This window comes from Pseudomonas sp. NCHU5216 (assembly GCF_052156495.1).
In the GTDB taxonomy this organism is placed as follows: Bacteria; Pseudomonadota; Gammaproteobacteria; order Pseudomonadales; family Pseudomonadaceae; genus Aquipseudomonas.
Map to the genome: position 1 here is coordinate 62,204 of NZ_JBQLIX010000016.1, position 25,080 is coordinate 87,283.

Here is a 25,080-nt window from a genome sequence, read left to right on the forward strand (position 1 = left end):
GGTTCAGGCGCGTGCAGAGCCCGCCCAGGAGGGCGAACGGAATCGTCGTGGAAGAGGTTGGGCGACATGGATGTCGCGAAAGCCGCGATGGGCCAGGGATGGCCCTTCGTCGGTGGGCCGCATCCGGTCGGGCCTCTGGAGCGGCGATGGAGTGAGCGAACCCTCGCGTAGCGAGGGCCGGATGATCGGGCGGAGGTTTTGGTTACTTTTGCCCCAAAAGTGACTCGCCCGGGAGGGCGAAACCAAAAACATCAGCAAAAACGCGGCAATTCGGAACGGATACAAGAACAAGCAACAGTGTATTGCCCGCCCGATATCAAGCCCGACTCTCCCGCGACTCCGCGAAAACCATAAAAAACCCGCAACAGGTGCGGGTTTTTTGTTGCCTCTAGAAGGTCACTCTTCCATCGGGCCCATCGCGGTGGTGTTGAAACCGCCGTCGACGTAGAGGATTTCACCGCTGATGCCCGACGCCAGGTCGGAGCAGAGGAAGGCGCCGGCATTGCCGACTTCTTCGATGGTGACGTTGCGGCGCAGCGGGGTCTGGCGCTCGTTGGCGGCCAGCATCTTGCGGAAGCTGGCGATGCCGCTGGCGGCCAGGGTGCGAATCGGACCGGCGGAGATGGCGTTGACGCGGGTGCCTTCCGGGCCGAGGCTGCCGGCCAGGTAGCGTACGCCAGCTTCCAGGCTGGCCTTGGCCATGCCCATGACGTTGTAGTTGGGCATGGTGCGCTCGGCACCCAGGTAGGAGAGGGTGAGCAGGCTGCCGTTGCGGCCTTTCATCATCTCGCGGCCGGCCTTGGCCAGGGCGACGAAGCTGTAGGCGCTGATGTCGTGGGCGATCTTGAAGCCTTCACGGGTGGTGACGTCGGTGAAGTCGCCGTTGAGCTGGTCGCCCGGGGCGAAGCCGACCGAGTGGACGATGCAGTCCAGGCTGTCCCATTTCTTGCCCAGGGCCTCGAATACGGCCGCGATGTCTTCATCGTTGGCGACATCGCAGGGGAAGCACAGCTCGGCGTTGGAGCCCCAGCCAGCGGCGAATTCCTCGACACGGCCCTTGAGCTTGTCATTCTGGTAGGTGAAGGCCAGCTCGGCACCTTCGCGGTGCATGGCGGCGGCGATGCCCGAGGCGATGGACAGTTTGCTGGCAACGCCAACGATGAGTACGCGCTTGCCGGTTAGAAAACCCATTGTGCTATTCCTCTTCCTGTTTCAAGGATCAGTGAGCGATTGCCGGGGCCATGAAGGCGGCTTCCAGCAATTGCTGCGTATAAGGGTGTTGCGGTGACCTGAAGATCGCGTCCGCCGAACCTTGTTCGACCACCTGGCCCTGCTTGACCACCATCAACTGGTGGCTCAGCGCTCTGACCACCGCCAGATCATGGCTGATGAACAGATAGGTCAGGTTGTACTTGGCCTGCAGGCCGCGCAACAGTTCCACCACCTGGCGCTGCACCGTCCGGTCGAGCGCCGAGGTGGGCTCGTCCAGCAGGATCAGCGCCGGCTTCAACACCAGTGCCCGGGCAATGGCAATCCGCTGCCGTTGCCCGCCTGAAAACTCATGGGGGTAGCGGTGCCGCGTCTGCGGATCCAGCCCTACCTCCAGAAGTGCGTCGATGATCGCCTGTTCCTGCTCCGCCGCGCTCCCGATGCCATGGATGCGCAGGCCTTCGCCGACGATCTGAGCCACCGACATGCGCGGGCTGAGACTGCCGAACGGATCCTGGAACACCACCTGCATCTGCCGTCGCAACGGCCTTACCTCTTTCTGCGACAACCCCTGCAACTGCTGGCCCTGGAACTGAATGCCGCCCTGGCTGCCGAGCAGCTTGAGGATGGCCATGCCCAGGGTGGACTTGCCGGAACCACTTTCACCGACTATGCCCAGGGTCTGGCCCTGGGGCAGGGTGAAGTTGATGCCGTCCACGGCTTTCACGTGGTCGACGGTCTTGCGCAGCAGGCCCTTCTTGATCGGGAACCACACGCGCAGATCGTCGACCGCCAGCATGGTGTCGCCTGCAGGGTTGGCCGCAGGCTCGCCGCTGGGTTCGGCACCGAGCAGTTCCTGGGTATAGGGATGCTGCGGAGCCTGGAACAATTGTTCACACGACGCCTGTTCGACGATGCGACCGCGCTGCATGACACATACGCGATGCGCAATTCTGCGTACCAGGTTGAGATCGTGGCTGATCAGCAGCAAGGACATGCCCAGGCGCGCCTGCAGATCCTTGAGCAATTCGAGGATCTTCAACTGCACGGTGACGTCCAGCGCCGTGGTCGGCTCGTCGGCGATCAGTAATTCGGGCTCGTTGGCCAGGGCCATGGCGATCATCACGCGCTGGCGTTGCCCGCCGGAGAGTTCGTGCGGGTAGGCTTTCAGGCGCTTTTTCGGTTCGGGTATGCCCACCAGCTCGAGCAACTCCAGGGTGCGCGCGCTGGCGGCCTTGCCGCGCAGGCCCTTGTGCAGGGCGAGCACTTCGTTGATCTGCTTCTCGATGCTGTGCAGCGGGTTGAGCGAGGTCATCGGCTCCTGGAAGACCATGGCGATGCGGTTGCCACGGATGCCGCGCAGGCGGCCTTCGCCGAGCTTGAGCATATCCTCGCCGGCGTAATCGATGCTGCCGGCCGGATGGCGGGCCAGCGGGTAGGGCAGCAGGCGCAGGATGGAGTGCGCGGTGACCGATTTGCCCGAGCCGCTTTCGCCCACCAGGGCCAGGGTTTCGCCCTTGCGGATATCGAAGCTGACGTTCTCCACCACGCGCTGGCACTGCTCGCCGGAGGTGAACTCGACGGCCAGGTTGTGTACTTGCAGCAGGATGTCGGACTGGCTCATGTCATTTCCTCGGGTCGAAGGCATCGCGCGCGGCTTCGCCGATGAACACCAGCAGGCTGAGCATGATCGCCAGCACGGCGAAGGCGCTGATGCCCAGCCAGGGCGCCTGCAGGTTGTTCTTGCCCTGCGCCACCAGTTCGCCCAGCGACGGCGCCCCCGGCGGCAGGCCGAAGCCGAGGAAGTCCAGGGCAGTGAGGGTGCCGATGGCGCCGGTGAGGATGAAGGGCATGAAGGTCATGGTGGAAACCATGGCATTGGGCAGGATATGGCGGAACATGATGGCGCCATTGCTCATGCCCAGGGCGCGGGCGGCGCGCACGTATTCCAGGTTGCGGCCACGCAGGAACTCGGCGCGCACCACGTCCACCAGGCTCATCCAGGAGAACAGCAGCATGATGCCCAGCAGCCACCAGAAGTTGGGCTGGACGAAGCTGGCGAGGATGATCAGCAGGTAGAGCACCGGCAGGCCCGACCAGATTTCCAGGAAGCGCTGGCCGATCAGGTCGACCCAGCCGCCATAGAAGCCTTGCAGGGCGCCCGCGGTGACGCCGATCACCGAGCTGGCCAGGGTCAGGGTCAGGGCGAACAGCACCGAGATGCGAAAGCCGTAGATGACCCGTGCCAGCACGTCGCGGCCCTGGTCGTCGGTGCCCAGCCAGTTCTGCGCCGAGGGTGGCGCCGGGGCGGGCACTGCTAGGTCATAGTTGATGCTCGAATAGCTGAAGGGGATCGGTGGCCAGATCATCCAGCCGTCCTTGTCCGCGATCAGCTCCTGGATATAGGGGCTCTTGTAGTTGGCCTGCAGCGGGAACTCGCCGCCGAACACGGTTTCCGGGTAGCGCTTGAGCACCGGGAAATACCACTGGCCGTCGTAACGCACGGCCAGGGGCTTGTCGTTGGCGATCAGTTCGGCGCCGAGGCTGAGGCCGAACAGGATGAGGAACAACCACAGCGACCACCAGCCGCGTTTGTGGGCCTTGAAGCGCTCGAAGCGGCGCTGGTTGAGCGGGGACAGTTTCATGCTCAACCCTCCCGGCTCTCGAAGTCGATGCGTGGATCGACCAGGGTGTAGGTGATGTCGCCGATCAGTTTCACGATCAGTCCCAGCAAGGTGAAGATGAACAGGGTGCCGAACACCACCGGATAGTCGCGGTTGATCGCCGCCTCGAAGCTCATAAGGCCCAGGCCGTCGAGGGAGAAGATCACTTCTATCAGCAGGGAGCCGGTGAAGAAGATGCCGATGAACGCCGCCGGGAAGCCGGCGATGATCAGCAGCATGGCATTGCGAAACACGTGCCCATAGAGCACGCGGCGGTTGTTCAGGCCCTTGGCGCGGGCGGTGGTCACGTATTGCTTGCCGATCTCGTCGAGGAAGCTGTTCTTGGTCAGCAGGGTGAGGGTGGCGAAGTTGCCGATGACCAGGGCGGTGACCGGCAGCACCAGGTGCCAGAAGTAGTCGAGTATCTTGCCGCCGAGGCTGAGTTCGTCGAAGTTGTTCGAGGTCAGCCCGCGCAACGGGAACCAGTCCCAGTAGCTGCCGCCGGCGAACAGCACGATGAGCAGGATGGCGAAGAGGAAGGCCGGGATGGCATAGCCGATGATGATGGCCGAACTGGTCCAGACATCGAAGGCGCTGCCGTGGCGGGTGGCCTTGGCGATGCCCAGCGGGATCGACACCAGGTACATGATCAGGGTGCTCCACAGCCCCAGGGAGATGGACACCGGCATCTTCTCGATGATCAGGTCGATGACCTTGGCATCACGGAAGAAGCTGGAGCCGAAATCCAGGTGGGCGTAGTTCTTGAGCATGATCCAGAAGCGCTCCGGCGCCGACTTGTCGAAGCCGTACATCTTCTCGATCTCTTCGATCAGCTTGGGGTCCAGGCCCTGGGCGCCACGGTAGTTGGAGCCGGCCACCGAGACCTCGGCGCCGCCCCCGGCGATGCGGCTGGTGGCGCCGTCGAAGCCCTCGAGCTTGGCGATCATCTGCTCCACCGGGCCGCCGGGAGCGGCCTGGATGATGATGAAGTTGATCACCAGAATGCCGAACAGGGTCGGGATGATCAGCAGCAGGCGGCGCAGGATATAGGCCAGCATCTTATTGCGCCGCCTCTGCGTCGGCGGCGGGCAGGTCGGTACGCTCCCACCAGGTATGCAGGCCGATATCGTAGAGCGGCGTCACCTTGGGATGCTCGAAACGATTCCAGTAAGCCACGCGCCAGGTCTTGATGTGCCAGTTGGGGATCACGTAGTGGCCCCACAGTAGCACTCGATCCAGCGCGCGGGTGTGGTTGATCAGATCCTGCCGTGAGTCGGCGTTGATCAGCTCCTCGACCAACTGGTCGATGGCCGGATCCTTGAGGCCAATGAAGTTGCGGCTGCCAGGGTTGTCGGCGCTGGAGGAATGCCAGTATTCGCGCTGTTCGTTACCGGGGGAGTTGGACTGGGCGAAACCGCCGACGATCATGTCGTAGTCCCGCGAGCGCAGGCGGTTGATGTACTGCGACACGTCCACCCGGCGGATGACCATGTCGATGCCGAGATCGGCCAGGTTGCGCTTGAACGGCAGCAGCACGCGCTCGAACTCGGCCTGGGCGAGGAGGAACTCGAAACTGACCGGCTTGCCCTGGGCATCGAGCATGCGGTCACCGTCGATACGCCAGCCGGCCTGTTGCAGCAGTTGATAGGCGCGGCGTTGCTGTTCGCGGATGATGCCGCTGCCGTCGGTTTGTGGCACGCGGAACTCCTCGGTGAAGACCTCGGCGGGAATCTTGCCGCGCAGGGGCTCGAGAATGGCCAGCTCTGCCTCGCTGGGCAGGCCGCTGGAGGCCAGCTCCGAGTTGTCGAAGTAGCTGCGGGTGCGGGTGTAGGCACCGTTGAACAGGCGCTTGTTGGCCCACTCGAAATCGAACAGCAGGCTCAGCGCTTCGCGCACCCGGCGATCCTGGAAGATCGTCCGGCGGGTGTTGAAGACGAAGCCCTGCATGCCTTGAGGGTTGCGATTGAGGATCTCTTCCTTGATCAACTGGCCGTTGGCGACCGCCGGGGTGCTGTAGGCGGTGGCCCAGTTCTTTGCGCTCATCTCCAGCCAGTAGTCGAACTGCCCGGCTTTCAACGCCTCCAGGGCGACGGTGTTGTCGCGGTAGTAATCGAACTGGATGGCGTCGAAGTTGTAGAAGCCACGGCTGACCGGCAGATCCTTGGCCCACCAGTCCTTGACCCGCTCGTAGCGGATGCTGCGCCCGGCGCGCACCTCGCCGACCCGGTAAGGGCCGCTGCCCAGCGGAGCGTCCAGGTTGCTCTTGCTGAAATCACGCTTGGGCGGCAGCAGCGGCAGTTGGCGCAGTGCTTCGAGCAGGGTGTCGTCGGCTGGCTGGCGCAGCTCCAGGCGCAGGGTCTGGGGGGCGTCTTGGCTGACCTTGGTGATCGCGGCGAGCGCAGGCTCTTCCTGGCTGGCGAACTGCAGATTGCGCTGCAGCAGTTCCAGGCTCAGTGGCTGCTTGTCGTTCAGGTGGGCATCCTGGGGCAGGCTGAGAAGAATCGAGCGGTTATCCTCGGCGGTCTCCAGCTTCGCCTGAAGCGCCTCGTCACCGAGCCGTGGGGCTTGCTCGGCCTGGCTGTTGTCCAGCTCGTTCCACCAGTGTTCGGGCAGCACCGGGAGCTGGCCGAGAATCAGCGGCAACTCGCGGTTGCCGGTGTGCTTGAAGATGAAGCGCACGCTGTGTGGCGATTCCACCTCGACCCGATCGACGCCGGCATAGTAGCCGCGGTACATGGGCGAGCCCTTGCTCATCAGGGTGTCGAAGGTGAATTTCACGTCCTTGGCGGTGATGGGTACACCGTCATGGAAGCGCGCGGCCTTGCGCAGGTGGAAACGCACCCAGGCGTTGTCCGGAGCCTTCTCGATACTCTCGGCCACCAGGCCGTAGGCGGTGAAGGGCTCGTCCATGCTCTGCACCGTGAGGGTGTCGTAGATCAGGCCGATGTCGTCGGCCGGCACCCCCTTGCTGATGAAGGGGTTGAGGCTGTCGAAGCCGCCGAAGCCGGCTTCACGCAGGGTGCCGCCCTTGGGCGCATCGGGGTTGGTGTAGTCGAAATGCTGGAAGTTGGCCGGGTACTTGGGCGGCTCGTCGTAGAGGGTCACGGCGTGTTGCGCGGCGGCGAAGGTGAGGCCGGACAGGCCAAGCAGGATGAGGCTGCTGCCGTGAAGCAGGAAACTGCGCAGCGGGTTTGTCATCGAGCGTTCTCCGTGGGCTTCAGCCACCAGGTGCGCAGCCCCAGGGTATAAGGCGGCGTGGTGACGAAGGCGAACCGATTGCGGTACGCCAGGCGGTGATAATTGATGTACCAGTTGGGGATGCTGTAGTGCTGCCACAGCAGGATGCGATCCAGCGCGCGCATGGCGGCGATCTGCTCGTCGCGGGTCTGGGCCGAGAGCAGCTTGTCGATCATGGCGTCCACCACCGGGTCGTTGACCCCGGCGTAGTTCTTGCCGCCGCGCACCTTGACCTGGCTGGAGTGGAAATACAGCGATTGCTCCAGGCCCGGGCTCAGGGTCTGCGGCAGGGTCAGCAGAATCATGTCGTAGTCGTACTGATCCAGGCGTTGCTTGTACTGGGCGCGATCAACCGTGCGCAGGTTGGCCTGGATGCCGATACTGGCCAGGTTGGCGGCATAGGGCTGGAGAATGCGCTCGAGGCTGGGGTTGACCAGCATGATCTCGAACGCCAGGCGCTCGCCACGGGCGTTGCGCAATTGCTGACCGACGGGTTTCCAGCCTGCTTCGGCGAGCAGGCTGAGCGCCCGCCGCAGGGTCTCGCGGGGAATGCCACGACCAGCGGTAACCGGCATCTTGAACGGCTCGGTGAAGAGTTTCGCCGGCAACTGCTCGCGGTAGGGCGACAGCAGCAACCATTCGGCGCCTTCCGGTTTGCCGGTGGCGGAGAATTCGCTGTTGGGGAAGTAGCTGGCCGCGCGTATGTAGGCGTTGTTGAACAGCGTGCGGTTGGTCCACTCGAAGTCGAACATCAGCCCCAGGGCCTCACGCACGCGGCGGTCGCCGAGCAGCGCACGGCGGGTGTTCATGAACAGGGCCTGGGTCTGGGTGGGAATCTGGTGCGGGATCTCGGCACGCACCACGTCGCCGCGGGCCACGGCCGGGAAGCGATAGCCGTTGCTCCAGTTCTTCGCCTGGTTCTCGATATAGAAGTCGAATTCACCGGCCTTGAATGCCTCGAAGGCGACGTTGCTGTCGCGGTAGAACTCCACCTCGACGCGGTCGAAGTTGTACTTGCCACGGTTGACCGGCAGATCCTTGCCCCACCAATTCTTGACCCGCTCGAACACCAGACGCCGACCCGGCACCACCTCGACGATGCGATAGGGGCCGCTGCCCAGCGCTGGCTCGAAGGTGGTCGCCTTGAAGTCACGGCCTTTCCAGTAGTGCTGAGGCAAGACTGGCAGCTCGCCGAGGCGCAGGATCAGCAGCGGATTGCCGGCGCGCTTGAAGACGAAGCGGATGCGGTGGCGACCGAGAATGTCGACGCGCTTCACCTCCTGCAGATTGGTGCGGTATTGCGGATGGCCCTCGTTGCGCAGCAGCCGGTAGGAGAAGGCCACGTCATAGGCCGTGATGGGTTTGCCGTCGTGAAAGCGGGCTTCGGGGCGCAGGTTGAACACCACCCAGCTACGATCCTCGCTGTACTCGACGCTCTTGGCGATCAGGCCATAGCTGGACGCCGGTTCATCGCCGGAGGGGTCGTAAATGCCGGTGCCGACCATCAAGGGCTCGTTCAGCTCGTTGACGCCGTACTGCAGGAAATGCGCCGTGGAAATCGGGCTGGTGCCCTTGAGCGTGTAGGGATTGAGGGTGTCGAAGGTGCCCGACGCCATGAGGCGCAGCGTGCCGCCTTTGGGCGCATCCGGGTTGACCCAGTCGAAATGACTGAAGCTGGCGGGATACTTGAGGGTTCCGAACTGCGCGTAGCCGTGGCTTTCGCTGATGGCCGCAGAGACGGGAAAGCTCAAGACCAGACTGAGGAACAGCGGGAAGAGGAAACGCATCGGGCGTGAAGTTTCGATCCTGGGGCAGCGTTGGCGCTATTGCGTCGGTACAGTAACAGCTTGTCCGAACAGGAAAAAGAGCAGCGTTTGCAACGCCATGCATGGGCTGAACGCAGTAGGCAGGCAATGGCGGCACTTTGGCATACACTGTCAGAAAACAACGAGGGCTCGATCTTGGTCGAACGCAGTCATGGTACGCAGTCATGGATCGACCGCCTGAGTCAAACCGAATTGCCAGCACTGACCGCCGTGGTGCGCGACTTGCAGCGCCTGGCGCAGCAGAACGACGCCTCGGTGCAGCAACTGGCCGATGTGCTGCTACGCGATGCGAGCCTGACCTCCAAGGTGCTGCGCGTCGCCAACAGTGTCTATTACAACCCATCGCAGGAAAGCATCCGCACCATTTCGCGAGCCATCGTGCTGATCGGCTTCGACAACGTGCGTCTGATCAGCCTGTCGGTCAGCCTCATCGATGGGCTGCTCACCCACCGGCCGCGTCAACAGTTGCAGGAGCTGTTGGCCAGTGCCTTCCATGCAGCGGTGCAAGCGCGCAACCTCAGCAGCTACGTGCTCAATAGCCATGAAGAGGAAGTATTCATCGCCGCATTGCTGCATCACCTGGGGGAGATGGCCTTCTGGAGCGCCGGTGGCGAGCAGGCCGATGAGCTGGCGCAGGCCCTGCAAGTGCCCGGCACCGAGGTCGAGGCGGTGGTGCAGCGGGTATTGGGCACCAGTTTCCGCCAGCTATCTCAGGGCCTGGCGAAGAGCTGGGGTTTGGGTGAACTGGTCAGCCTGGCGCATGCCGGGGGTTCGCACACCCATCCGGCGGTCAAGGCGGTGCAGCTCGGCGTGCAGATCAGCAAGGCCGCGCTCGAGGGCTGGGGATCACCGGCGATGGAGGCGTTGCTGAACAAGGTGGCGCCTTTCATCGGCCTGGGCCCGGAGGAAAGCCTGCAGCAGGTGCTGGCCAGTGCCGACGAGGCGGTCAAGGTCGCTTCCACCTTCGGTGCGAGCAGTTTGTGCCGATTGATTCCGAGTACCGATCCGGCGCAGATTCTCGATCAGCAGCAGGCGCGTCAGGCGCGCTTGCTGCAGCCCGATCTGCTGTTCATGCAGCAGGCGTTGCAGGATCTGGGCTTGATGGCCAATCAGCGCAGCGACGTCGAGCAGATTCTGTCCAGCGTGCTCGGCGGTCTGCACCGTGGCGCGGGGCTGGAGCGGGTGATGCTCGCCGTGCTGGCCGATGGGCAGAGCCGCTTTCGCGCCAAACGGGTGATCGGTGAGCAGACCGAAGGCTGGCTGAGGGATTTCGTCCTGCCTGCCGTGCAGGTAGAGCAGCCGCATATCTTCAGCTATGCGCTCAGGCATCGGGAGGCGATCTGGATGGGCGTGCCGGCCAGCTACAGCCTCAATGAGCTGGTGACCCTGCCCATCCGCCAGAGCCTTGGCGCTGGCATGTTCTTCATCGCCCCCGTGCTGGCCAATGGTCGCGAGGTCGGCGTGCTGTATGCCGATTGTCATCTGTCGGGGCGCGCCTTGCGCCATGAGCAGTTCGTCGCCTTTCAGCGTTTCACGCTGCTGGCCGGGCGCTGTCTGGGGGCCTTGAGCAAGCGCTGAGGATCAGGGTAGATAGAGGGTCAGCATCTGCCCCGGCTGCAGGGCATGGCTGGACAGGCGATTCCAGTCCTGCAGGGTCTTGGTGTCGATATTGAAGCGTTTGGCGATGACGTACAGCGAGTCGCCTTTCTTCACCCGGTAGTAGGTGGCCTTGTCGCGGCTGCTGCTGGCCGCTTTCGTGCTCTTGCCGGCGCTGGCCAGCGCGGTGGTCGTCGTGGGTTGCAGGCGCAGGGTCTGGCCGATCTTGAGCTGATTGCCCTGCAGCTTGTTCCATTGTTGCAACTCGCGCACCGAAACCTGATGGTCGCGGGCGATCTGCCAGAGGTTGTCGCCATCCTTGACCCGATAGCTGCGCGCGCTGCTGCTGGAGGCGAGCTGCGTACCACTGCGTTGGAACATCGGTTCGCTGGGCAGCGTGCCGGGCTTGACCGGGATGGTCAGCTCCTGGCCGATGCTCAGGCGGTTGCTGGATAGCTGGTTCACTTCCTTGAGCGTATTGACCGTCAGGTGATAGCGGTTGGCGATGGCATGCAGGCTGTCGCCGGCGTGTACGCTGTAGGTCTGCCAATCCACCAGTTCCTGGGGCTTCATCAGGGCCAGGTTGGCACTGAACATCTCGGCCTTCTGCGCGGGTATCAGCAGATGCTGGGGGCCGTCCATGGTGACGCCGCGCTTGTATGCCGGATTGAGCTGCAGCAACTCGCTCTCGTCGAGGTCGGCCAGTTGCGCCAGGCGCGACAGATCCATGTGCTGCTTGATCGCCACCTGCTCGAAATAGGGCTCGTTGGCGATCGGGGCCAGGGTCACGCCATAGGCTTCCGGAGTGAAGATCACCTGGGACAATGCCAGCAGCTTGGGCACGTAATCCTCGGTTTCCTTGGGCAGCGAGAGGTTCCAGTAATCGCTGGGCAGGCCCAGCTTCTCGTTACGCTCGATGGCGCGGCTGACGCGGCCTTCGCCCGCATTGTAGGCAGCCAGGGCGAGCAGCCAGTCGCCATTGAACATCTCGTGCAGACGGCTGAGATAATCCAGTGCCGCGCGGGTCGATGCGGTGACATCGCGTCGGCCGTCATACCAGTTGGTCTGGCGCAGGTTGTAGACGCGCCCTGTGGAAGGGATGAACTGCCAGAGACCCACCGCCTGAGCCGGGGAGTAGGCCTGCGGATCGTAAGCACTTTCGATCACCGGCAGCAAAGCCAGCTCCATCGGCATGCCGCGTTCGGCCAGGCGCTCGACGATGTAATGAATGTAAGGGGCCGCTCGTTCGCTGACGGCTTCCACGTGCTGCGGGTTGCTGGCGAACCACAGGCGCTGGCGCTCGATGCGCGGGTTGCTGCCGATTTCGTCCTGCAGTTTGAAACCGTCGCGCAGGCGCTCCCAGATATCGTGATAGTCGCGGGTCTTGGCGTCGAGGCTCAGCCACTCGGGCTCACGCTCGAGGCCGATCGCGCGCTGGGTCGTCACGCTGTCGTCGGTAGTCGAAGGTGCGAAGCTCTGGCAGCCGGCCAGGGTGACGCAGCAGAGCAGGGCGGACATTCGCACGCTCTGCGCCAATGCCTTTATTTTCAATGGCTTGCGCGTAGGTGAAGGCATTGGCTGAGAGGAGTTCCCCGAAAAAAAGTTCGGGCGATTCTAGAAACCGAAGCGGGGGTGGTCAAGTTTTCACCAGGCTTTTGTGACCTGCATCCCTGTCAGATCGTCGTATGCGCTTCCGATAAAGGCCGCTGCTGGCGCGCGCTAGAAGCGATCCTTCCAGGCACGCAAGCCAGCGAATACCGCCTGTGGGTCGGTGCTGCGCTGGCCATCGGCGCGGGCCAGGCTGTCGATCACCTCGGCTTCATCTACGCGCAGGAAGGGGTTGGTCGCGCGTTCCAGGGCAATGCTGGACGGCAGACTGATGCGTCCCTGCGCTCGCCACTGGCTGACCTGCTCGACGCGCGCTTGCAGCTCCGCGTTGCCCGGTTCCACCGCTTGTGCGAAGCGCAGGTTGCTCAGGGTGTACTCGTGGGTGCAGTACACCTGAGTGGCATCCGGCAGGGCGGCGAGGCGTTGCAGGGAGGCGTGCATCTGTGCCGGCGTTCCCTCGAACAGGCGGCCGCAGCCGGCGGCGAACAGGGTATCGCCGCACATCAGCAGGTGCTGCTCGGCCTGGTGATAGGCGATATGCCCAAGGGTATGACCGGGCACCGCGATGATCTGCCAGGGCAGGCCGAGCACCTCGATGGTCTCGCCGCCCGCCAGGGCGACATCGCGGGCCGGTATCTGCTCGCTGGCCGGGCCGTACACTCGTGCGCCGGTGGCGTCCTTGAGTTCGGCAACGCCGCCGACATGATCGAAATGATGGTGGGTGACCAGGATATCGCTCAACTGCCAGTCGGGATGGGCCTCGAGCCAGGCGCGCACGGGGGCGGCGTCGCCCGGGTCGACCACCGCGCAGCGGCGCGTGCCGGCATCCTGGAGCAGCCAGAGGTAATTGTCGTTGAAGGCGGGCAGGGCATCGATCTGGATCATCATGGGTCGCTAAGCCGGTGATAAAGGTGCATCTTATAAGAGCAGTCTCAGGCTGCAAGCGATCAGGGCGGTTCGTGCCGCCGGCAACCTTTAGGGAGGAGTCGTGATGAGCGATCAGGCATTCGCCCAGGCCGACCCCGAGTGGCTGAAACTCATCGGCGAGGCCCGTCAGTGGCTGGCCGGGCCGCTTGGCCAATTGCTGCTGGAAGAAGAACGACGCTTGCTGGACGAAGAGCTGGCGCGTTTCTTCGGCGGTTATCTGGTGAGTTACGGCCCGGGCGCCGAAGGCCCACCCCATGCCAGGCAGATTCAGCACAACGTGCGCCTGGGGGCGCCCATGCCGGGGGTGCAGATTGTCTGCGAGGAACAAGCCTGGCCGCTGGGCGAGCATGCCGCCGATGTGGTGGTGCTGCAGCATGGCCTGGATTTCAGCCTTTCGCCCCATGGCCTGCTGCGCGAGGCGGCGCGTAGCGTGCGGCCTGGCGGCCATCTGCTGATCCTCGGCATTCACCCCAGAAGCACTTGGGGCGCGCGCCGGCTGTTTGCCCGCGACGGCCTTCGCCAGGCACGTTGCATCGCCCCCAACCGGGTTGGCGACTGGCTGTCCTTGCTGGGCTTCGCGTTGGAGAAACGCCGCTTCGGATGCTATCGTCCGCCGCTTGCGTCGCTCGCCTGGCAAATGCGCCTGCGGCGACTGGAGCGTTGGGGGGAGGCCTGGCAACTGCCGGGGGCGGGTTTCTACCTGCTGGTGGCGCGCAAGCTGGTGGTGGGATTACGCCCCTTGCCACAGGTGCGCCGCGAGCCCATGGGCAAGCTGCTGCCGCTGCCGGTGGCCAAGCTCAGCCGGCGCGACGTCGAGCACTGACAGGGTGCCCCCAGCCGAGCATTTTCCAACAGAGCCTGTGAATGTCTGAAACCGATGAAGTGGTGATCTACACCGATGGCGCCTGCAAGGGCAATCCCGGCCCAGGCGGCTGGGGCGCGTTGCTGGTCTACAAGGGCGCGGAGAAGGAGTTGTGGGGCGGTGACCCCAGTACCACCAACAATCGCATGGAGCTGATGGGGGCCATCGCCGGGCTGGTCGCCCTGACCCGGCCCTGCAAGGTCAAGCTGGTCACCGATTCGCAATATGTGATGAAAGGCATTCAGGAGTGGTTGCCGAACTGGAAGAAGCGCGGTTGGAAGACGGCGGCGAAGGAGCCAGTGAAGAATGCCGACCTCTGGCGCAAGCTCGATGAAGAGGTCAACCGGCATGAGGTGAGCTGGCAGTGGGTACGTGGCCATACCGGCCATCCTGGCAACGAGCGCGCCGACCAGTTGGCCAACCGTGGCGTCGATGAGGTTCGTGGTCAGTGACCCGCACTAACATGGCCTTGTCGCAAGCAGTACTACAGATTCGAGAGAGAAAGTCAGCGTGAGTACAGAAAACGGCGTCATCAGACGGGTCGTGCTGGATACCGAAACCACGGGTATGCCGGTGACCGACGGCCACCGCATCATCGAGATCGGCTGCGTGGAGGTGCTCGGCAGGCGTCTGACCGGCCGGCATTTTCATGTCTACCTGAACCCGGATCGCGAGATCGACGAGGGCGCGATCGCGGTTCACGGCATCACCAACGAATACGTTGCCGACAAGCCGCGTTTCAAGGATGTGGCCGATGAGTTCTACGAATTCATCAAGGGCGCGCAGTTGATCATTCACAACGCGGCATTCGACGTTGGCTTCATCAACAACGAATTCGCCCTGCTGGGGCAGAGCGAGCGCGCCGACGTCAACGACTACTGCAGCGTGCTCGACACCCTGATGCTGGCGCGCGAGCGCCATCCGGGCCAGCGCAACAGCCTCGATGCGCTGTGCAAGCGTTATGGCGTCGACAACTCCAACCGCGAGCTGCACGGCGCCTTGCTCGACTCGGAGATCCTCGCCGACGTCTACCTGGCGATGACCGGTGGGCAGACTCATCTGTCGCTGGCCGGTGAAGAGGGTGATGGCGACGGCAGCGGGCGTCAGCAGGCCACGCCGATCCGCCGCCTCGACCCGAGCCGCGCCCGCACCCGAGTGATCCGCGCCAGCGCCGACGAACTGGCCGCCCACGCCGTGCGCCTGGCCGCCATCGAAAAATCCGCCGGCGGCCCGGCATTGTGGGCGCAGTTGGAGGAGTCCTGAGCTGCAAGCCTCAAGCGACAAGTTACAAGGCGTTTGCTCGTGCTTGAAGCTTGCCGCTTGCAACTTGTAGCTGCTTCATTGCGACCTTTTCTTACAGCCTGATGCCCAGGGGGTTCCGCCCGTTCGGGGGAGCCTCTAACCTGAGTCGATAGGCAGGCCCTGCCTGCCACCGCTCAGGATGTCAGCATGTACAAAGACCTCAAGTTCCCCATTCTCATCGTCCATCGCGACATCAAGGCCGATACCGTGGCCGGTGATCGGGTGCGCGCCATCGCTCGCGAGCTGGAGCTCGACGGCTTCAGCATCCTGCCCACCGCCAGCTCCACCGAGGGGCGTATCGTCGCTTCGACCCACCATGGCCTGGCCTGCATCCTGGTCGCTGGCGAAGGCGCTGGGGAGAACAGCCGGTTGCTGCAGGACATGGTCGAGCTGATTCGCGTGGCGCGGGTGCGCGCGCCGCAGTTGCCGATCTTCGCCCTCGGCGAGCAGGTCACCATCGAGAACGCGCCGGCCGAGGCCATGGCCGATCTGAACAGCCTGCGCGGCATTCTCTATCTCTACGAAGACACCGTGTCCTTTCTCGCCCGGCAGGTGGCGCGTGCCGCGCACAATTACCTCGAAGGCCTGCTGCCACCATTCTTCAAGGCGCTGGTGCAGCATACCGCGCAGTCCAATTACTCCTGGCACACGCCGGGGCACGGCGGTGGCGTGGCCTACCGCAAGAGCCCGGTGGGCCAGGCCTTCCACCAGTTCTTCGGCGAGAACACGCTGCGCTCGGATCTGTCCGTGTCGGTGCCGGAGCTGGGCTCGCTGCTCGATCACACCGGCCCGCTGGCCGAAGCCGAGGCCCGCGCGGCGCGCAACTTCGGCGCCGATCACACCTTCTTCGTGATCAACGGCACCTCCACGGCGAACAAGATCGTCTGGCATTCGATGGTCGGCCGTGACGACCTGGTGCTGGTGGATCGCAACTGCCACAAATCGATCCTGCACTCGATCATCATGACCGGCGCCATCCCGCTGTACCTGACGCCGGAGCGCAACGAGCTGGGCATCATCGGGCCGATCCCGCTCGGCGAATTCAGCAAGGAATCGATCCAGGCCAAGATCGATGCCAGCCCGCTGGCCCGGGGGCGTGCGCCCAAGGTCAAGCTGGCGGTGGTGACCAACTCTACCTATGACGGCCTGTGCTACAACGCCGAACTGATCAAGCGCACCCTGGGCGACAGCGTCGAGGTACTGCACTTCGACGAGGCCTGGTACGCCTACGCGGCGTTCCACGAGTTCTACGCTGGGCGCTACGGCATGGGCACCGAGGGCGGCGCGCAGACGCCGCTGGTGTTCAGCACCCACTCGACGCACAAGCTGCTGGCGGCCTTCAGCCAGGCGTCGATGATCCACGTGCAGGACGGCGGGCAGCGTCAACTGGATCGCGACCGCTTCAACGAAGCTTTCATGATGCATATTTCCACCTCGCCGCAGTACGGCATCATCGCTTCGCTGGATGTGGCCTCGGCGATGATGGAAGGCCCGGCGGGGCGCTCGCTGATCCAGGAAACCTTCGACGAGGCGCTGAGTTTTCGCCGTGCCCTGGCCAACGTGCGGCGCAACCTGGCGGCGGACGACTGGTGGTTCAGCATCTGGCAGCCGAACCTGGGCGAGGGCAACGAAGGGGTGGCCACCGCCGATTGGCTGCTAGAACCCAACGCCGACTGGCACGGTTTCGGCGAGGTGGCCGAGGACTACGTGCTGCTCGACCCGATCAAGGTGACCCTGGTGATGCCGGGGCTCAATGCCGCGGGTCGTCTGGAGCAGCAGGGCATCCCGGCGGCGGTGGTCAGCAAGTTTCTCTGGGAGCGCGGCCTGGTGGTGGAAAAGACCGGCCTGTACTCCTTCCTCGTGCTGTTCTCCATGGGCATCACCAAGGGCAAGTGGAGCACTCTGCTGACCGAGCTGCTGGAATTCAAGCGCAGCTATGACGCCAACCTGCCTCTGGCGCAGGTGTTGCCCACCATCGCCCAGACCGGTGCAAGCCGCTATCAGGGCATGGGCCTGCGTGATCTGTGCGATGCGTTGCACGGCTGTTATCGCGATAACGCCACTGCCAGGGCGCTGAAGACCATGTACACGACCTTGCCCGAGGTGGCGATCAAACCGGCCGACGCCTATGACCGTCTGGTACGCGGCGAGGTAGAGTCGGTGCCGGTGGAGCGCCTGGAAGGGCGCATCGCGGCGGTGATGCTGGTGCCCTATCCGCCGGGCATTCCGCTGATCATGCCGGGCGAGCGTTTCACGGCGGCGACGCGCTCGATTCTCGACTACCTGAGCTTTGCGCGGACTTTCGACCAGGCCTTTCCGGGTTTCGATATCGATGTGCACGGCCTGCAGGTGGAGGAAGGGCGCTATTGCGTGGACTGCCTGGTCGAGTGAGGCGAGGCGTTGCCGCGCCGAGCAAGAATCCAGCCAGATCAACCTCTTAATCGCCATAGTCAAAGTGTTTTTTAAACCCTTGGACGAGGCGTGCATCACAGTGTCGGCATCGACTTTTGCAGCGTGCTTGTTATAGTTGCGCGGCTATTAGTTCGCAAAAATAATGACTGCGCTGCCAAGTCAGCGGCTGAGGATTACCGTCATGCCCGAGTATCAAGCCTTCCGCGTCGAACTCGTGGACAAGATCGCCCATGTGCAGATCAACCGCCCGGAAAAGATCAATGCGATGAACGCCGATTTCTGGCGGGAAATCATCGAGATCTTCCGCTGGGTCGACGACACCGACGCCGTGCGTGTGGTGGTGCTTTCCGGCGCTGGCAAGCATTTCTCCTCGGGCATCGATCTAATGCTGCTGGCCTCGGTGGCCGCCCAGCTCGGCAAGGACGTCGGTCGCAACGCCGACGCGCTGCGGCGCAAGATTCTCGAACTGCAAGCCTCCTTCAATGCCGTCGACCAGTGCCGCAAGCCGGTGCTGGCGGCCATCCAGGGCTATTGCCTGGGTGGCGCCATCGACCTGATCAGCGCCTGCGACATGCGCTACGCCACCGTCGATGCACAGTTTTCCATCAAGGAGATCGACATGGGCATGGCCGCCGATGTCGGCACCCTGCAGCGCCTGCCACGGATCATTGGCGACGGCATGATGCGCGAGCTGGCCTATACCGGGCGCAGCATCGATGGCCAGGAGGCCGCCCGCATTGGCCTGGTCAACCGTACCTATGACAACCAAGAGGCCCTGCTGGCGGGAGTCATGCAGCTTGCCGGCGAAATCGCCGGCAAGTCGCCGATCGCCGTGCGCGGCACCAAGCAGATGATTCGCTATATGCGCGACCATCGGGTCGATGACGGGCTCGACTACATCGCTACCTGGAATGCGGCCATGCTGCAATCCGAGGATCTGCGTCTGGCCATTGCCGCGCACATGAGCAAGCAGAAGCCGGAGTTCGCAGACTGATGCCTTGTAGACTCTTGTACGGCGCAACTTGCGAGGTGCCCAGCGTATGGTGAGCGGAGCGACATCCCTGAACCTGGTGCGTGACGAGCTGTTCAACACCATGGAAGAGGCCGAGCGCAGTCTCGAGCAGTTCATCGTCGAGCGGCATAACGGCAGCCTGTTGCAACAGGCGGTGGAAAGCCTGCAACAGGTGCGTGGCACGCTCAACCTGATCGAACTGGCCGGTGCCGAGCTGTTGGCGCAGGAAGTGCTCGACCAGGCCACCGACATTCCGGCTGGCGCCGGTGAAGAGCGCGACGTGCAACTGGCGGCGCTGAGTAACGCCCTGCATGTGCTACGCCGCTACCTCGAGAGCCTCGACGTGCATCGCCAGGAAATGCCCGAACTGCTGTTGCCGGCGATCAACGACCTGCGCCAGGCCGGTAGCCAGCCGCCGTTGCCGGAAAGTTTCTTTTTCAGCCTGCGTCTCGACCAGGCTCGCCCGCAATCCTCGGTGCCGGTGGTCGATGAGGCCACCCGTCAGGTGCAGGCCAAGCGCCTGCGACACATGTATCAGGTGGGATTGCTGGGCTTCGTCCGTGAACAGAACACCCAGGCCAGCCTCAAGCTTATGGCGCGCGCCATGGCGCGGCTGGACAGCCTGTTCGCCAGCGAGGCGCGTGGGCGCATGTGCTGGATTGGCGCGGCGGCCATCGAGTCGCAGGCCGATGGTCAGTTGCTGCCGCGCAAATCGCGCAAGCAACTGTTCCTGCGCCTGGATCGCGAACTGAAACTGATGCTCGGCAACCCGCATTACGAAGCGCCGCGCAGCCTGCTCAAGGAACTGCTGTATCTGGTAGCCCTGGCTGACAGCCATGGGCCGCTGGCCAGCGCCATGCGCGAGGTGTTCGGGCTCACGCCACTGCCATTCACCGACCACCTGCTGGAAGAGGAATACCAGCGTCTGGCTGGGCCGGGGCAGGCGGTGATGCGCTCCTTGTCCACGGCCATTCGCGAAGAGCTGACCAGCGTCAAGGACATGCTCGATCTGCTCGAGCGCGGCACCTTGCAGGAGGATACCCTGGGTACCCTGCATGCGCTGCTGGGCAAGCTGGCGAAGACCCTGAGCATGGTGGGCCTGAGCTCCGCCGGCAATGCCTTGAGCGTCCAGCTCCCGCAGGTGGCCGCCTGGAACGACAGCGAACCACCGGCGCTGGAGCAGTTGCACAAGCTGGCCGATGCCGTGCTCTATGTCGAAGGCATGGTGGCCAGCCTGGAAAGCGGTTCGCGGCGTGACGCGCAGCCGGCGCCGAGTGCGGCGCTGAGCGATGCCGAATCCTTCGCCTTGCACCAGCTCAACGAGGCGCGCATCGTCGTGGTCGGCGAGGCACAGGCCGGTCTGGCCCTGGCCAAGCGCGCGATCACCGCCTACCTGGAATCCGCCGGCGACAAGATGCACCTGGCCAACGTGCCGTTCAGCCTGCAGGCAGTGCGCGGTGGCCTCTGGTTCCTCGAGCAGCGGCGTGCCGCCGCGCTGGTCGGCGCCTGCGCCGAGTACATCCAGACGCGCATGCTCGACGCTGCGCAGATGCCGTCGGAGCAGATGCTGGAAACCCTCGCCGATGCCCTGAGCAGCCTGGAGTACTACCTCGAGGCGGGGGCTGTGCTGCGCCCGGAAACCCAGCCGAGCGTGCTCGACCTGGCCGAGGACAGCATCAGGGCGCTCGGCATGCCGGTGGCGGCCTGATATGGCCTGGCAGCATCGTTATCTCGATCCGGCCCAGCCAGGCGGTTGGGCCTTGCTCTATGATCGTCAGCATTTTCTCGCCGACGGCAATGGCGTGCTCTTTCCGCGTGACTGGATCAAGCGCCAGGATCTGCCGATCCTCAGCGAGCAGGGCATCGGGCATTTCGACGAACAGCCGGTCTATCTGTTGCAACTCGACTCCGCCGCCGAGCTGTCGGGCTGTTCCTGGCAGAGCCTGCGTCAGTTCATGCTGCATGGTGAAGCCGAAACCTTCCGCATGCTGACCTATGCCGCGCAGATCGGCACCTGGCAGCGCGAGCATCGTTTCTGCGGCGGCTGCGGGGCGGCGACGCAGCAGGTGCCGGGGGAGTGGGCGATGCGCTGCGAGGCCTGCGAGTCGCAGCATTACCCACGCCTGTCGCCGAGCATGATCGTGCTGGTGACCCGGGGCGACGAGATTCTCCTGGCGCGTTCGCCGCGTTTCGTCACAGGCGTCTACAGCACCCTGGCGGGCTTCGTCGAGCCGGGCGAATCGGTGGAGCACTGCGTGGCGCGCGAAGTGCACGAAGAAGTGGGCTTGCAGGTGCACAACCTGCAGTACATCGGCAGCCAGGGCTGGCCGTTCCCGCATTCTTTGATGCTGGGCTTTCATGCCGAATACGCCGGCGGCGAGATCGTCATGCAGGAAGACGAGATCGAGGACGCGCGCTGGTTCCGCGTGGATGACCTGCCGCCGTTGCCGGCCTCGCGTTCCATCGCCCGCCATCTGATAGATCTGTACGTGGCACGCCGTCTGGGCCTGCCGGAGCCGCAACTGCCGCAATGAGTGTAGCCCGGATGCAATCCGGGATTCATGTCAGCCGACCCAGTGCTGCCAGACCAGGCGTGCGGTCAGCGCTAGTACCACCAGAATGAATACCGGGCGGATGAACTTCGAGCCGCCCCTGATCGCCGTGCGGGCGCCGAGGAAGGCGCCGACCATCAGCGCTGCGCCCATGCTCAGGCCGAGCACCCAGGCCACCTGGCCGAAGGCGATGAATACCACCAGTGCCGCCGCGTTGCTGACGAAGTTCATGGTGCGCGCCACGCCGCTGGCGCGCACCAGATCGAGCGGGTACATGAGCAGGCTGCTGACCGTCCAGAACGCGCCGGTGCCGGGCCCGGCCACGCCATCGTAAAGCCCCAGGCTCAGCCCCTGCGGCCATTGCCGGCCACGAGCGATGGGCAGGTTCTGCTCGCTGGGCGCTTCCGGCGTACGGCCGAACAGCAGGTACAGGCCGCAGGCGAAAACCACTGCTGGCAGCATCTGGTTGAGCCATTCGGCGGGCAGCCAGTGTGCGATCAAGGCGCCCAGCAGTGCGCCGACCAGGGTCGCCAGCAGGGCGTTGCGCCACTGGCTGGGGTCGAACAGCTTGCGCCGATAGAAGGTGAAGGCCGCCGTGCCCGAGCCGAAGGTGGCGCAGAGCTTGTTGGTGCCCAGCACCAGATGGGGTGGCAGGCCAGCGGTGAGCAGGGCAGGGATGGTCAGCAGGCCGCCGCCACCGGCGATGGCGTCGATGAAGCCGGCCGTGAAGGCCACCAGGGCAAGGATGGCGAGGGTACTGGGATCGATGGCAAGTTCGAGCGCGAAGGGCATGGAAAGTGTCGACTTGTGGGCGAATGCGCAGCCTGCTGGCTGTTCGCCGTGAAAAGAGCTGCGCATAATGCCCTGATTTTGCCAGAGAAGGAACGTGACCGATGCAATACAACGGCTTGGCCTGGGCAACTGCCTTGCTGGCAGTGCTGGCGCTGCTGGTGGCGCTGCGCATTCTGCTCAACAGCGGCTGGTTTCTGGGGTGGCTGCGTGGCACCTGCGGGCTGGCGTTCCTGGCACTGGCTACGCTGGTGGGGCTGGTGGCCTACGACCTGTACTCCTATTCGCCGTTGCCGGACGACAAACCCCTGGTGACCCTGAGCTTCAAGGCCGATGGCCCACAGCGCTACAGCGTCACCCTGTTGGAGGGTGGGCGAGAGCGCAAGGTGACCTTGGAAGGGGACATGTGGCAGCTCGATGGGCGCCTGATCCGCTGGAAGGGCATCGCGGCGCTGATCGGCTTGCAACCCGGTTATCGCCTCGAACGCCTGTCCGGGCGTTTCCTCGCCATCGAGCAGCAGGCCCTGGCTCAGCATGGCCGCGTACAACTGGCGCAAAGCCCCTATGGCATCGATCTGTGGCGCTGGCTACGGCTGAATCAGCGTGACCTGTTCCTGTTCGAGCCGCAGGCGCTGCGAGTGACCTATCTGCCGATTGCCGCCGATGCGGTCTATAGCGTCAGGCTGACGCCTACCGGCCTGCTGGCGGAACCGATGAGCCCGGCAGCCGAAGCGGCGTTGAAGAACTGGTAGCGGCCGCTTGCGGCCATCTGATGACCCTGGTTGCAGAGTAGGGTGCGCTGTGCGCACCGATAGCAACCGCTGAATCTGCGGTGCGCATGGCGCACCCTACAAAAAAGGCACCGTAAGGTGCCTTTGTCGTGTATGGCCTCCGGCTTCAGGAAAGGAAACCGCCGTCCACGTTCAGGGCGATGCCGGTGGTATAGCTGGACGCTTCGCTGGCCAGGTACAGCACCGCGCCGGCCATCTCGCTGGGGTCGGCCACGCGCTTGAGCGGAATGCGCTGCAGGGCCATCTTGAGAATGGCGTCGTTCTTGGTCAGCGCCGAGGCGAACTTGGTGTCGGTCAGGCCCGGCAGCAGGGCGTTGCAGCGAATGCCGAAGGCCGCGCACTCCTTGGCGAAGACCTTGGTCATGCTGATCACCGCCGCCTTGGTCACCGAGTAGATGCCCTGGAACTCGCCCGGCGTGACGCCGTTGATCGAAGCGACGTTGATGATCGAGCCGCCGCCGTTTTCCTTCATCAGCTTGCCGCCTTCGATGGACATGAAGTAGTAGCCACGAATGTTCACGTCCACGGTCTTCTGGAAGGCGCCCAGGTCGGTGTCCAGCACGTTGCAGAACTGCGGGTTGGTGGCCGCGTTGTTGACCAGGATGTCGAGGCGCCCGAACTGCTCGCGGATCTGCGCGAAGACGCTGGTGATCTGCTCCATCTCGCCGATGTGGCAGGCGATGGCGGTGGCCTTGCCGCCGTCAGCGATGATGGCGTCGGCCACGGCCTGGCAGCCCTCGATCTTGCGGCTGGAGACGATGACATGGGCGCCTTGCTGGGCCAGCAGCTTGGCGATGGCTTCGCCGATGCCGCGGCTGGCGCCGGAAACGAAGGCGATCTTGCCGTCGAGATCGAACAGTTGGGTCTTGGACATTGTGATTTTCCCGGGGTTAGAGCGTGGATTTGCCGATGACCTGCAGGCACATGCGCTCCAGCAGCTTGTTCATCTGGACGAACTGGGCGAAGCGCTTGTCCTGAGTCTGGCCGTGGAAGAAGCGGTAGTAGATCTGCTGGACGATGCCGGCCAGGCGGAACAGGCCGTAGGTGTAGTAGAAATCGAAGTTGTTGATCTCGATGCCGGCCTTTTCCGCGTAATAGTCGACGAACTGCTGGCGGCTGAGCATGCCGGGGGCATTGCTCGGCTGGCGGCGCATCAGTTGCACCGGTACCGGGTCTTCGGCTTCGATCCAGTAGGCCAGCGTGTTGCCCAGATCCATCAGCGGATCGCCGATGGTGGTCATCTCCCAGTCGAGCACGCCGATGATTTGCATTGGGTTGTCCGGATCGAGAATCACGTTGTCGAAGCGGTAGTCGTTGTGCACGATGCCTGGCTTGTGGTGATCAGCCGGCATCTTCTCGCGCAGCCAGGCCATGATCGGTTCCCAGGTCGGTGCATCGGGGGTCAGGGCCTTCTGGTAGCGGTCACTCCAGCCGCTGATCTGCCGCTCCACGTAGCCTTCCGGCTTGCCCAGGTCGCCCAGGCCACAGGCGGCGTAATCGACGTTGTGCAGATCCACCAGCTTGTCGATGAAGCTCTTGCACAGCGCCTCGGTCTGCTCCGGGGTGAAGTTCAGCTCGGCGGGCATGTCGGCGCGCAGGATGATGCCCTTGAGGCGCTCCATGACATAGAACTCGGCGCCAATCACCGACTCGTCGGTGCAGTGCACGTAGGCCTTGGGGCAATAGGGGAAACCGGCATTGAGTCGGTTGAGAATGCGGTACTCGCGGCCCATGTCATGAGCTGATTTGGCCTTGTGGCCGAAGGGCGGGCGGCGCAGCACGAATTCCTGTTGCGGGTACTCGATCAGGTAGGTGAGGTTGGAGGCACCACCGGGAAACTGGCTGATCCTGGCCTCGCCACTCAGGCCGGGAATCTGTGCCTTGAGATAGGCGTCGATGGCAGCACTGTCGAGTTCTTCGCCGCTGCGGATATCGGTGGATTGATCGGTGAGCGCCATGTCTATCCCTTCTATTGATGATGGGTGCCCCAGATAATTTCCTAATCTAATGCTGTGCCTGGGGCGCCACAAGCGATACGCCTCGTCATAGGCGGGCGTGTTGCCTCGCAATCAAACTGCCTGATCAGTCATTTTAGGCTTTGTACGAAAAGAGCCTGCGCTCGGTAATGCTGCGTTGCCCCCCTCAGAATGCTCATTTACCACACGTAAACTCCGCTTCTTCGAGGAGGTTCGCCCTGTCGGACTGGCAATACTGTGTTAGTTGTTCTTGTGTCTGTTCCGGGTTGCCGCGTTTTTGTTGATGTCTCTGGTTTCGCCCTCCCGGGCGAGTCACTT

Annotated in this window: 20 protein-coding genes; 9 read left to right on the forward strand and 11 right to left on the reverse strand. The window is 63.8% G+C overall.

All coding sequences use genetic code 11. From position 1 onward, the window contains the following. Positions 1–396: 396 nt before the first annotated feature. The 6 genes from fabI to ACSVIK_RS13450 are packed head-to-tail and all read right to left on the reverse strand — an operon-like array spanning position 397 to position 8,896. The gene (gene fabI, locus ACSVIK_RS13425; protein ID WP_442444796.1) at positions 397–1,191 is read right to left on the reverse strand and encodes an enoyl-ACP reductase FabI; all 795 of its coding nucleotides are present in this window, start codon (positions 1,189–1,191) and stop codon (positions 397–399) included. A 28-nt stretch (positions 1,192–1,219) separates the two neighbouring features. Then, entirely contained in the window at positions 1,220–2,833 is a 1,614-nt protein-coding gene (locus tag ACSVIK_RS13430; RefSeq protein WP_442444797.1) for an ABC transporter ATP-binding protein, read from the reverse strand. A 1-nt stretch (position 2,834) separates the two neighbouring features. Next, complete coding sequence (locus ACSVIK_RS13435; protein WP_442444798.1) at positions 2,835–3,854, reverse strand: ABC transporter permease; 1,020 nt, start codon at positions 3,852–3,854, stop codon at positions 2,835–2,837. 2 nt (positions 3,855–3,856) lie between these two features. Then, a complete protein-coding gene (locus ACSVIK_RS13440) occupies positions 3,857–4,930 on the reverse strand; it encodes a microcin C ABC transporter permease YejB (protein WP_442444799.1) in 1,074 nt (357 codons plus the stop codon). Between the two features lies 1 nt (position 4,931). Further along, entirely contained in the window at positions 4,932–7,070 is a 2,139-nt protein-coding gene (locus tag ACSVIK_RS13445; protein ID WP_442444800.1) for an extracellular solute-binding protein, read from the reverse strand. Continuing rightward, positions 7,067–8,896 (reverse strand): extracellular solute-binding protein, encoded by a 1,830-nt coding sequence (locus ACSVIK_RS13450; protein ID WP_442444801.1) that lies wholly within the window; start codon positions 8,894–8,896, stop codon positions 7,067–7,069. Before ACSVIK_RS13450 ends, ACSVIK_RS13445 begins: the two co-directional genes overlap by 4 nt. A 126-nt stretch (positions 8,897–9,022) precedes the next feature. Here ACSVIK_RS13450 and ACSVIK_RS13455 point away from each other — a divergent pair, with 126 nt between their 5' ends. Then, positions 9,023–10,513: an HDOD domain-containing protein gene (locus tag ACSVIK_RS13455; protein ID WP_442444802.1), complete on the forward strand. Its 1,491-nt coding sequence runs from the start codon at positions 9,023–9,025 to the stop codon at positions 10,511–10,513. 3 nt (positions 10,514–10,516) lie between these two features. On the opposite strand, the gene ACSVIK_RS13460 is transcribed toward ACSVIK_RS13455, so the two are convergent. After that, positions 10,517–12,106 (reverse strand): LysM peptidoglycan-binding domain-containing protein, encoded by a 1,590-nt coding sequence (locus tag ACSVIK_RS13460; RefSeq protein WP_442444803.1) that lies wholly within the window; start codon positions 12,104–12,106, stop codon positions 10,517–10,519. Positions 12,107–12,250: 144 nt separating this feature from the next. Continuing rightward, positions 12,251–13,024 carry a hydroxyacylglutathione hydrolase gene (gloB, locus tag ACSVIK_RS13465; RefSeq protein WP_442444831.1) on the reverse strand — a complete coding sequence of 258 codons (774 nt, stop codon included), beginning with the start codon at positions 13,022–13,024 and terminating at the stop codon, positions 12,251–12,253. 106 nt (positions 13,025–13,130) lie between these two features. Between gloB and ACSVIK_RS13470 the strand changes: the two genes are divergently transcribed. The 7 genes from ACSVIK_RS13470 to nudC all read left to right on the forward strand — a co-directional run bounded on the left by ACSVIK_RS13470 (position 13,131) and on the right by nudC (position 21,188). After that, positions 13,131–13,889, forward strand: a complete 759-nt coding sequence (locus tag ACSVIK_RS13470) for a class I SAM-dependent methyltransferase (RefSeq protein ID WP_442444804.1) — start codon at positions 13,131–13,133, stop codon at positions 13,887–13,889. Between the two features lie 41 nt (positions 13,890–13,930). Further along, complete coding sequence (rnhA, locus tag ACSVIK_RS13475; RefSeq protein WP_442444805.1) at positions 13,931–14,380, forward strand: ribonuclease HI; 450 nt, start codon at positions 13,931–13,933, stop codon at positions 14,378–14,380. 79 nt (positions 14,381–14,459) lie between these two features. Continuing rightward, positions 14,460–15,191: a DNA polymerase III subunit epsilon gene (gene dnaQ / locus ACSVIK_RS13480; protein ID WP_442444832.1), complete on the forward strand. Its 732-nt coding sequence runs from the start codon at positions 14,460–14,462 to the stop codon at positions 15,189–15,191. A gap of 186 nt (positions 15,192–15,377) precedes the next feature. Next, entirely contained in the window at positions 15,378–17,621 is a 2,244-nt protein-coding gene (locus tag ACSVIK_RS13485) for an Orn/Lys/Arg decarboxylase N-terminal domain-containing protein (RefSeq protein ID WP_442444806.1), read from the forward strand. Between the two features lie 202 nt (positions 17,622–17,823). Then, positions 17,824–18,636, forward strand: a complete 813-nt coding sequence (locus tag ACSVIK_RS13490) for a crotonase/enoyl-CoA hydratase family protein (RefSeq protein ID WP_442444807.1) — start codon at positions 17,824–17,826, stop codon at positions 18,634–18,636. Between the two features lie 46 nt (positions 18,637–18,682). Further along, positions 18,683–20,362 carry a ferrous iron transporter B gene (locus ACSVIK_RS13495; protein WP_442444808.1) on the forward strand — a complete coding sequence of 560 codons (1,680 nt, stop codon included), beginning with the start codon at positions 18,683–18,685 and terminating at the stop codon, positions 20,360–20,362. Between the two features lies 1 nt (position 20,363). Then, complete coding sequence (gene nudC / locus ACSVIK_RS13500) at positions 20,364–21,188, forward strand: NAD(+) diphosphatase (protein ID WP_442444809.1); 825 nt, start codon at positions 20,364–20,366, stop codon at positions 21,186–21,188. Between the two features lie 30 nt (positions 21,189–21,218). Here the strand turns inward: nudC and ACSVIK_RS13505 are convergent, their stop codons facing one another. Beyond that, on the reverse strand, positions 21,219–21,998 hold the full coding sequence (locus tag ACSVIK_RS13505; protein WP_442444810.1) for a TSUP family transporter: 780 nt from the start codon (positions 21,996–21,998) through the stop codon (positions 21,219–21,221). A 101-nt stretch (positions 21,999–22,099) separates the two neighbouring features. On the opposite strand from ACSVIK_RS13505, the gene ACSVIK_RS13510 reads away from it, so the two are divergent. Further along, positions 22,100–22,747 carry a hypothetical protein gene (locus ACSVIK_RS13510; RefSeq protein ID WP_442444811.1) on the forward strand — a complete coding sequence of 216 codons (648 nt, stop codon included), beginning with the start codon at positions 22,100–22,102 and terminating at the stop codon, positions 22,745–22,747. 145 nt (positions 22,748–22,892) lie between these two features. On the opposite strand, the gene ACSVIK_RS13515 is transcribed toward ACSVIK_RS13510, so the two are convergent. Next, positions 22,893–23,660, reverse strand: a complete 768-nt coding sequence (locus tag ACSVIK_RS13515; RefSeq protein WP_277374803.1) for an SDR family oxidoreductase — start codon at positions 23,658–23,660, stop codon at positions 22,893–22,895. Positions 23,661–23,676: 16 nt separating this feature from the next. Continuing rightward, positions 23,677–24,744 (reverse strand): phosphotransferase family protein, encoded by a 1,068-nt coding sequence (locus tag ACSVIK_RS13520; RefSeq protein ID WP_442444812.1) that lies wholly within the window; start codon positions 24,742–24,744, stop codon positions 23,677–23,679. Between the last annotated feature and the right edge of the window lie 336 nt (positions 24,745–25,080).

Excerpts from the sequence above, each read along its gene's own strand:
- fabI (WP_442444796.1), bottom strand. The coding sequence starts at position 1,191 with ATGGGTTTTCTAACCGGCAAGCGCGTACTCATCGTTGGCGTTGCCAGC.
- ACSVIK_RS13430 (WP_442444797.1), bottom strand. The coding sequence starts at position 2,833 with ATGAGCCAGTCCGACATCCTGCTGCAAGTACACAACCTGGCCGTCGAG.
- ACSVIK_RS13435 (WP_442444798.1), bottom strand. The coding sequence starts at position 3,854 with ATGAAACTGTCCCCGCTCAACCAGCGCCGCTTCGAGCGCTTCAAGGCC.
- ACSVIK_RS13440 (WP_442444799.1), bottom strand. The coding sequence starts at position 4,930 with ATGCTGGCCTATATCCTGCGCCGCCTGCTGCTGATCATCCCGACCCTG.
- ACSVIK_RS13445 (WP_442444800.1), bottom strand. The coding sequence starts at position 7,070 with ATGACAAACCCGCTGCGCAGTTTCCTGCTTCACGGCAGCAGCCTCATC.
- ACSVIK_RS13450 (WP_442444801.1), bottom strand. The coding sequence starts at position 8,896 with ATGCGTTTCCTCTTCCCGCTGTTCCTCAGTCTGGTCTTGAGCTTTCCC.
- ACSVIK_RS13455 (WP_442444802.1), top strand. The coding sequence starts at position 9,023 with ATGGCGGCACTTTGGCATACACTGTCAGAAAACAACGAGGGCTCGATC.
- ACSVIK_RS13460 (WP_442444803.1), bottom strand. The coding sequence starts at position 12,106 with ATGCCTTCACCTACGCGCAAGCCATTGAAAATAAAGGCATTGGCGCAG.
- gloB (WP_442444831.1), bottom strand. The coding sequence starts at position 13,024 with ATGATCCAGATCGATGCCCTGCCCGCCTTCAACGACAATTACCTCTGG.
- ACSVIK_RS13470 (WP_442444804.1), top strand. The coding sequence starts at position 13,131 with ATGAGCGATCAGGCATTCGCCCAGGCCGACCCCGAGTGGCTGAAACTC.
- rnhA (WP_442444805.1), top strand. The coding sequence starts at position 13,931 with ATGTCTGAAACCGATGAAGTGGTGATCTACACCGATGGCGCCTGCAAG.
- ACSVIK_RS13485 (WP_442444806.1), top strand. The coding sequence starts at position 15,378 with ATGTACAAAGACCTCAAGTTCCCCATTCTCATCGTCCATCGCGACATC.
- ACSVIK_RS13490 (WP_442444807.1), top strand. The coding sequence starts at position 17,824 with ATGCCCGAGTATCAAGCCTTCCGCGTCGAACTCGTGGACAAGATCGCC.
- ACSVIK_RS13495 (WP_442444808.1), top strand. The coding sequence starts at position 18,683 with ATGGTGAGCGGAGCGACATCCCTGAACCTGGTGCGTGACGAGCTGTTC.
- nudC (WP_442444809.1), top strand. The coding sequence starts at position 20,364 with ATGGCCTGGCAGCATCGTTATCTCGATCCGGCCCAGCCAGGCGGTTGG.
- ACSVIK_RS13505 (WP_442444810.1), bottom strand. The coding sequence starts at position 21,998 with ATGCCCTTCGCGCTCGAACTTGCCATCGATCCCAGTACCCTCGCCATC.
- ACSVIK_RS13510 (WP_442444811.1), top strand. The coding sequence starts at position 22,100 with ATGCAATACAACGGCTTGGCCTGGGCAACTGCCTTGCTGGCAGTGCTG.
- ACSVIK_RS13515 (WP_277374803.1), bottom strand. The coding sequence starts at position 23,660 with ATGTCCAAGACCCAACTGTTCGATCTCGACGGCAAGATCGCCTTCGTT.
- ACSVIK_RS13520 (WP_442444812.1), bottom strand. The coding sequence starts at position 24,744 with ATGGCGCTCACCGATCAATCCACCGATATCCGCAGCGGCGAAGAACTC.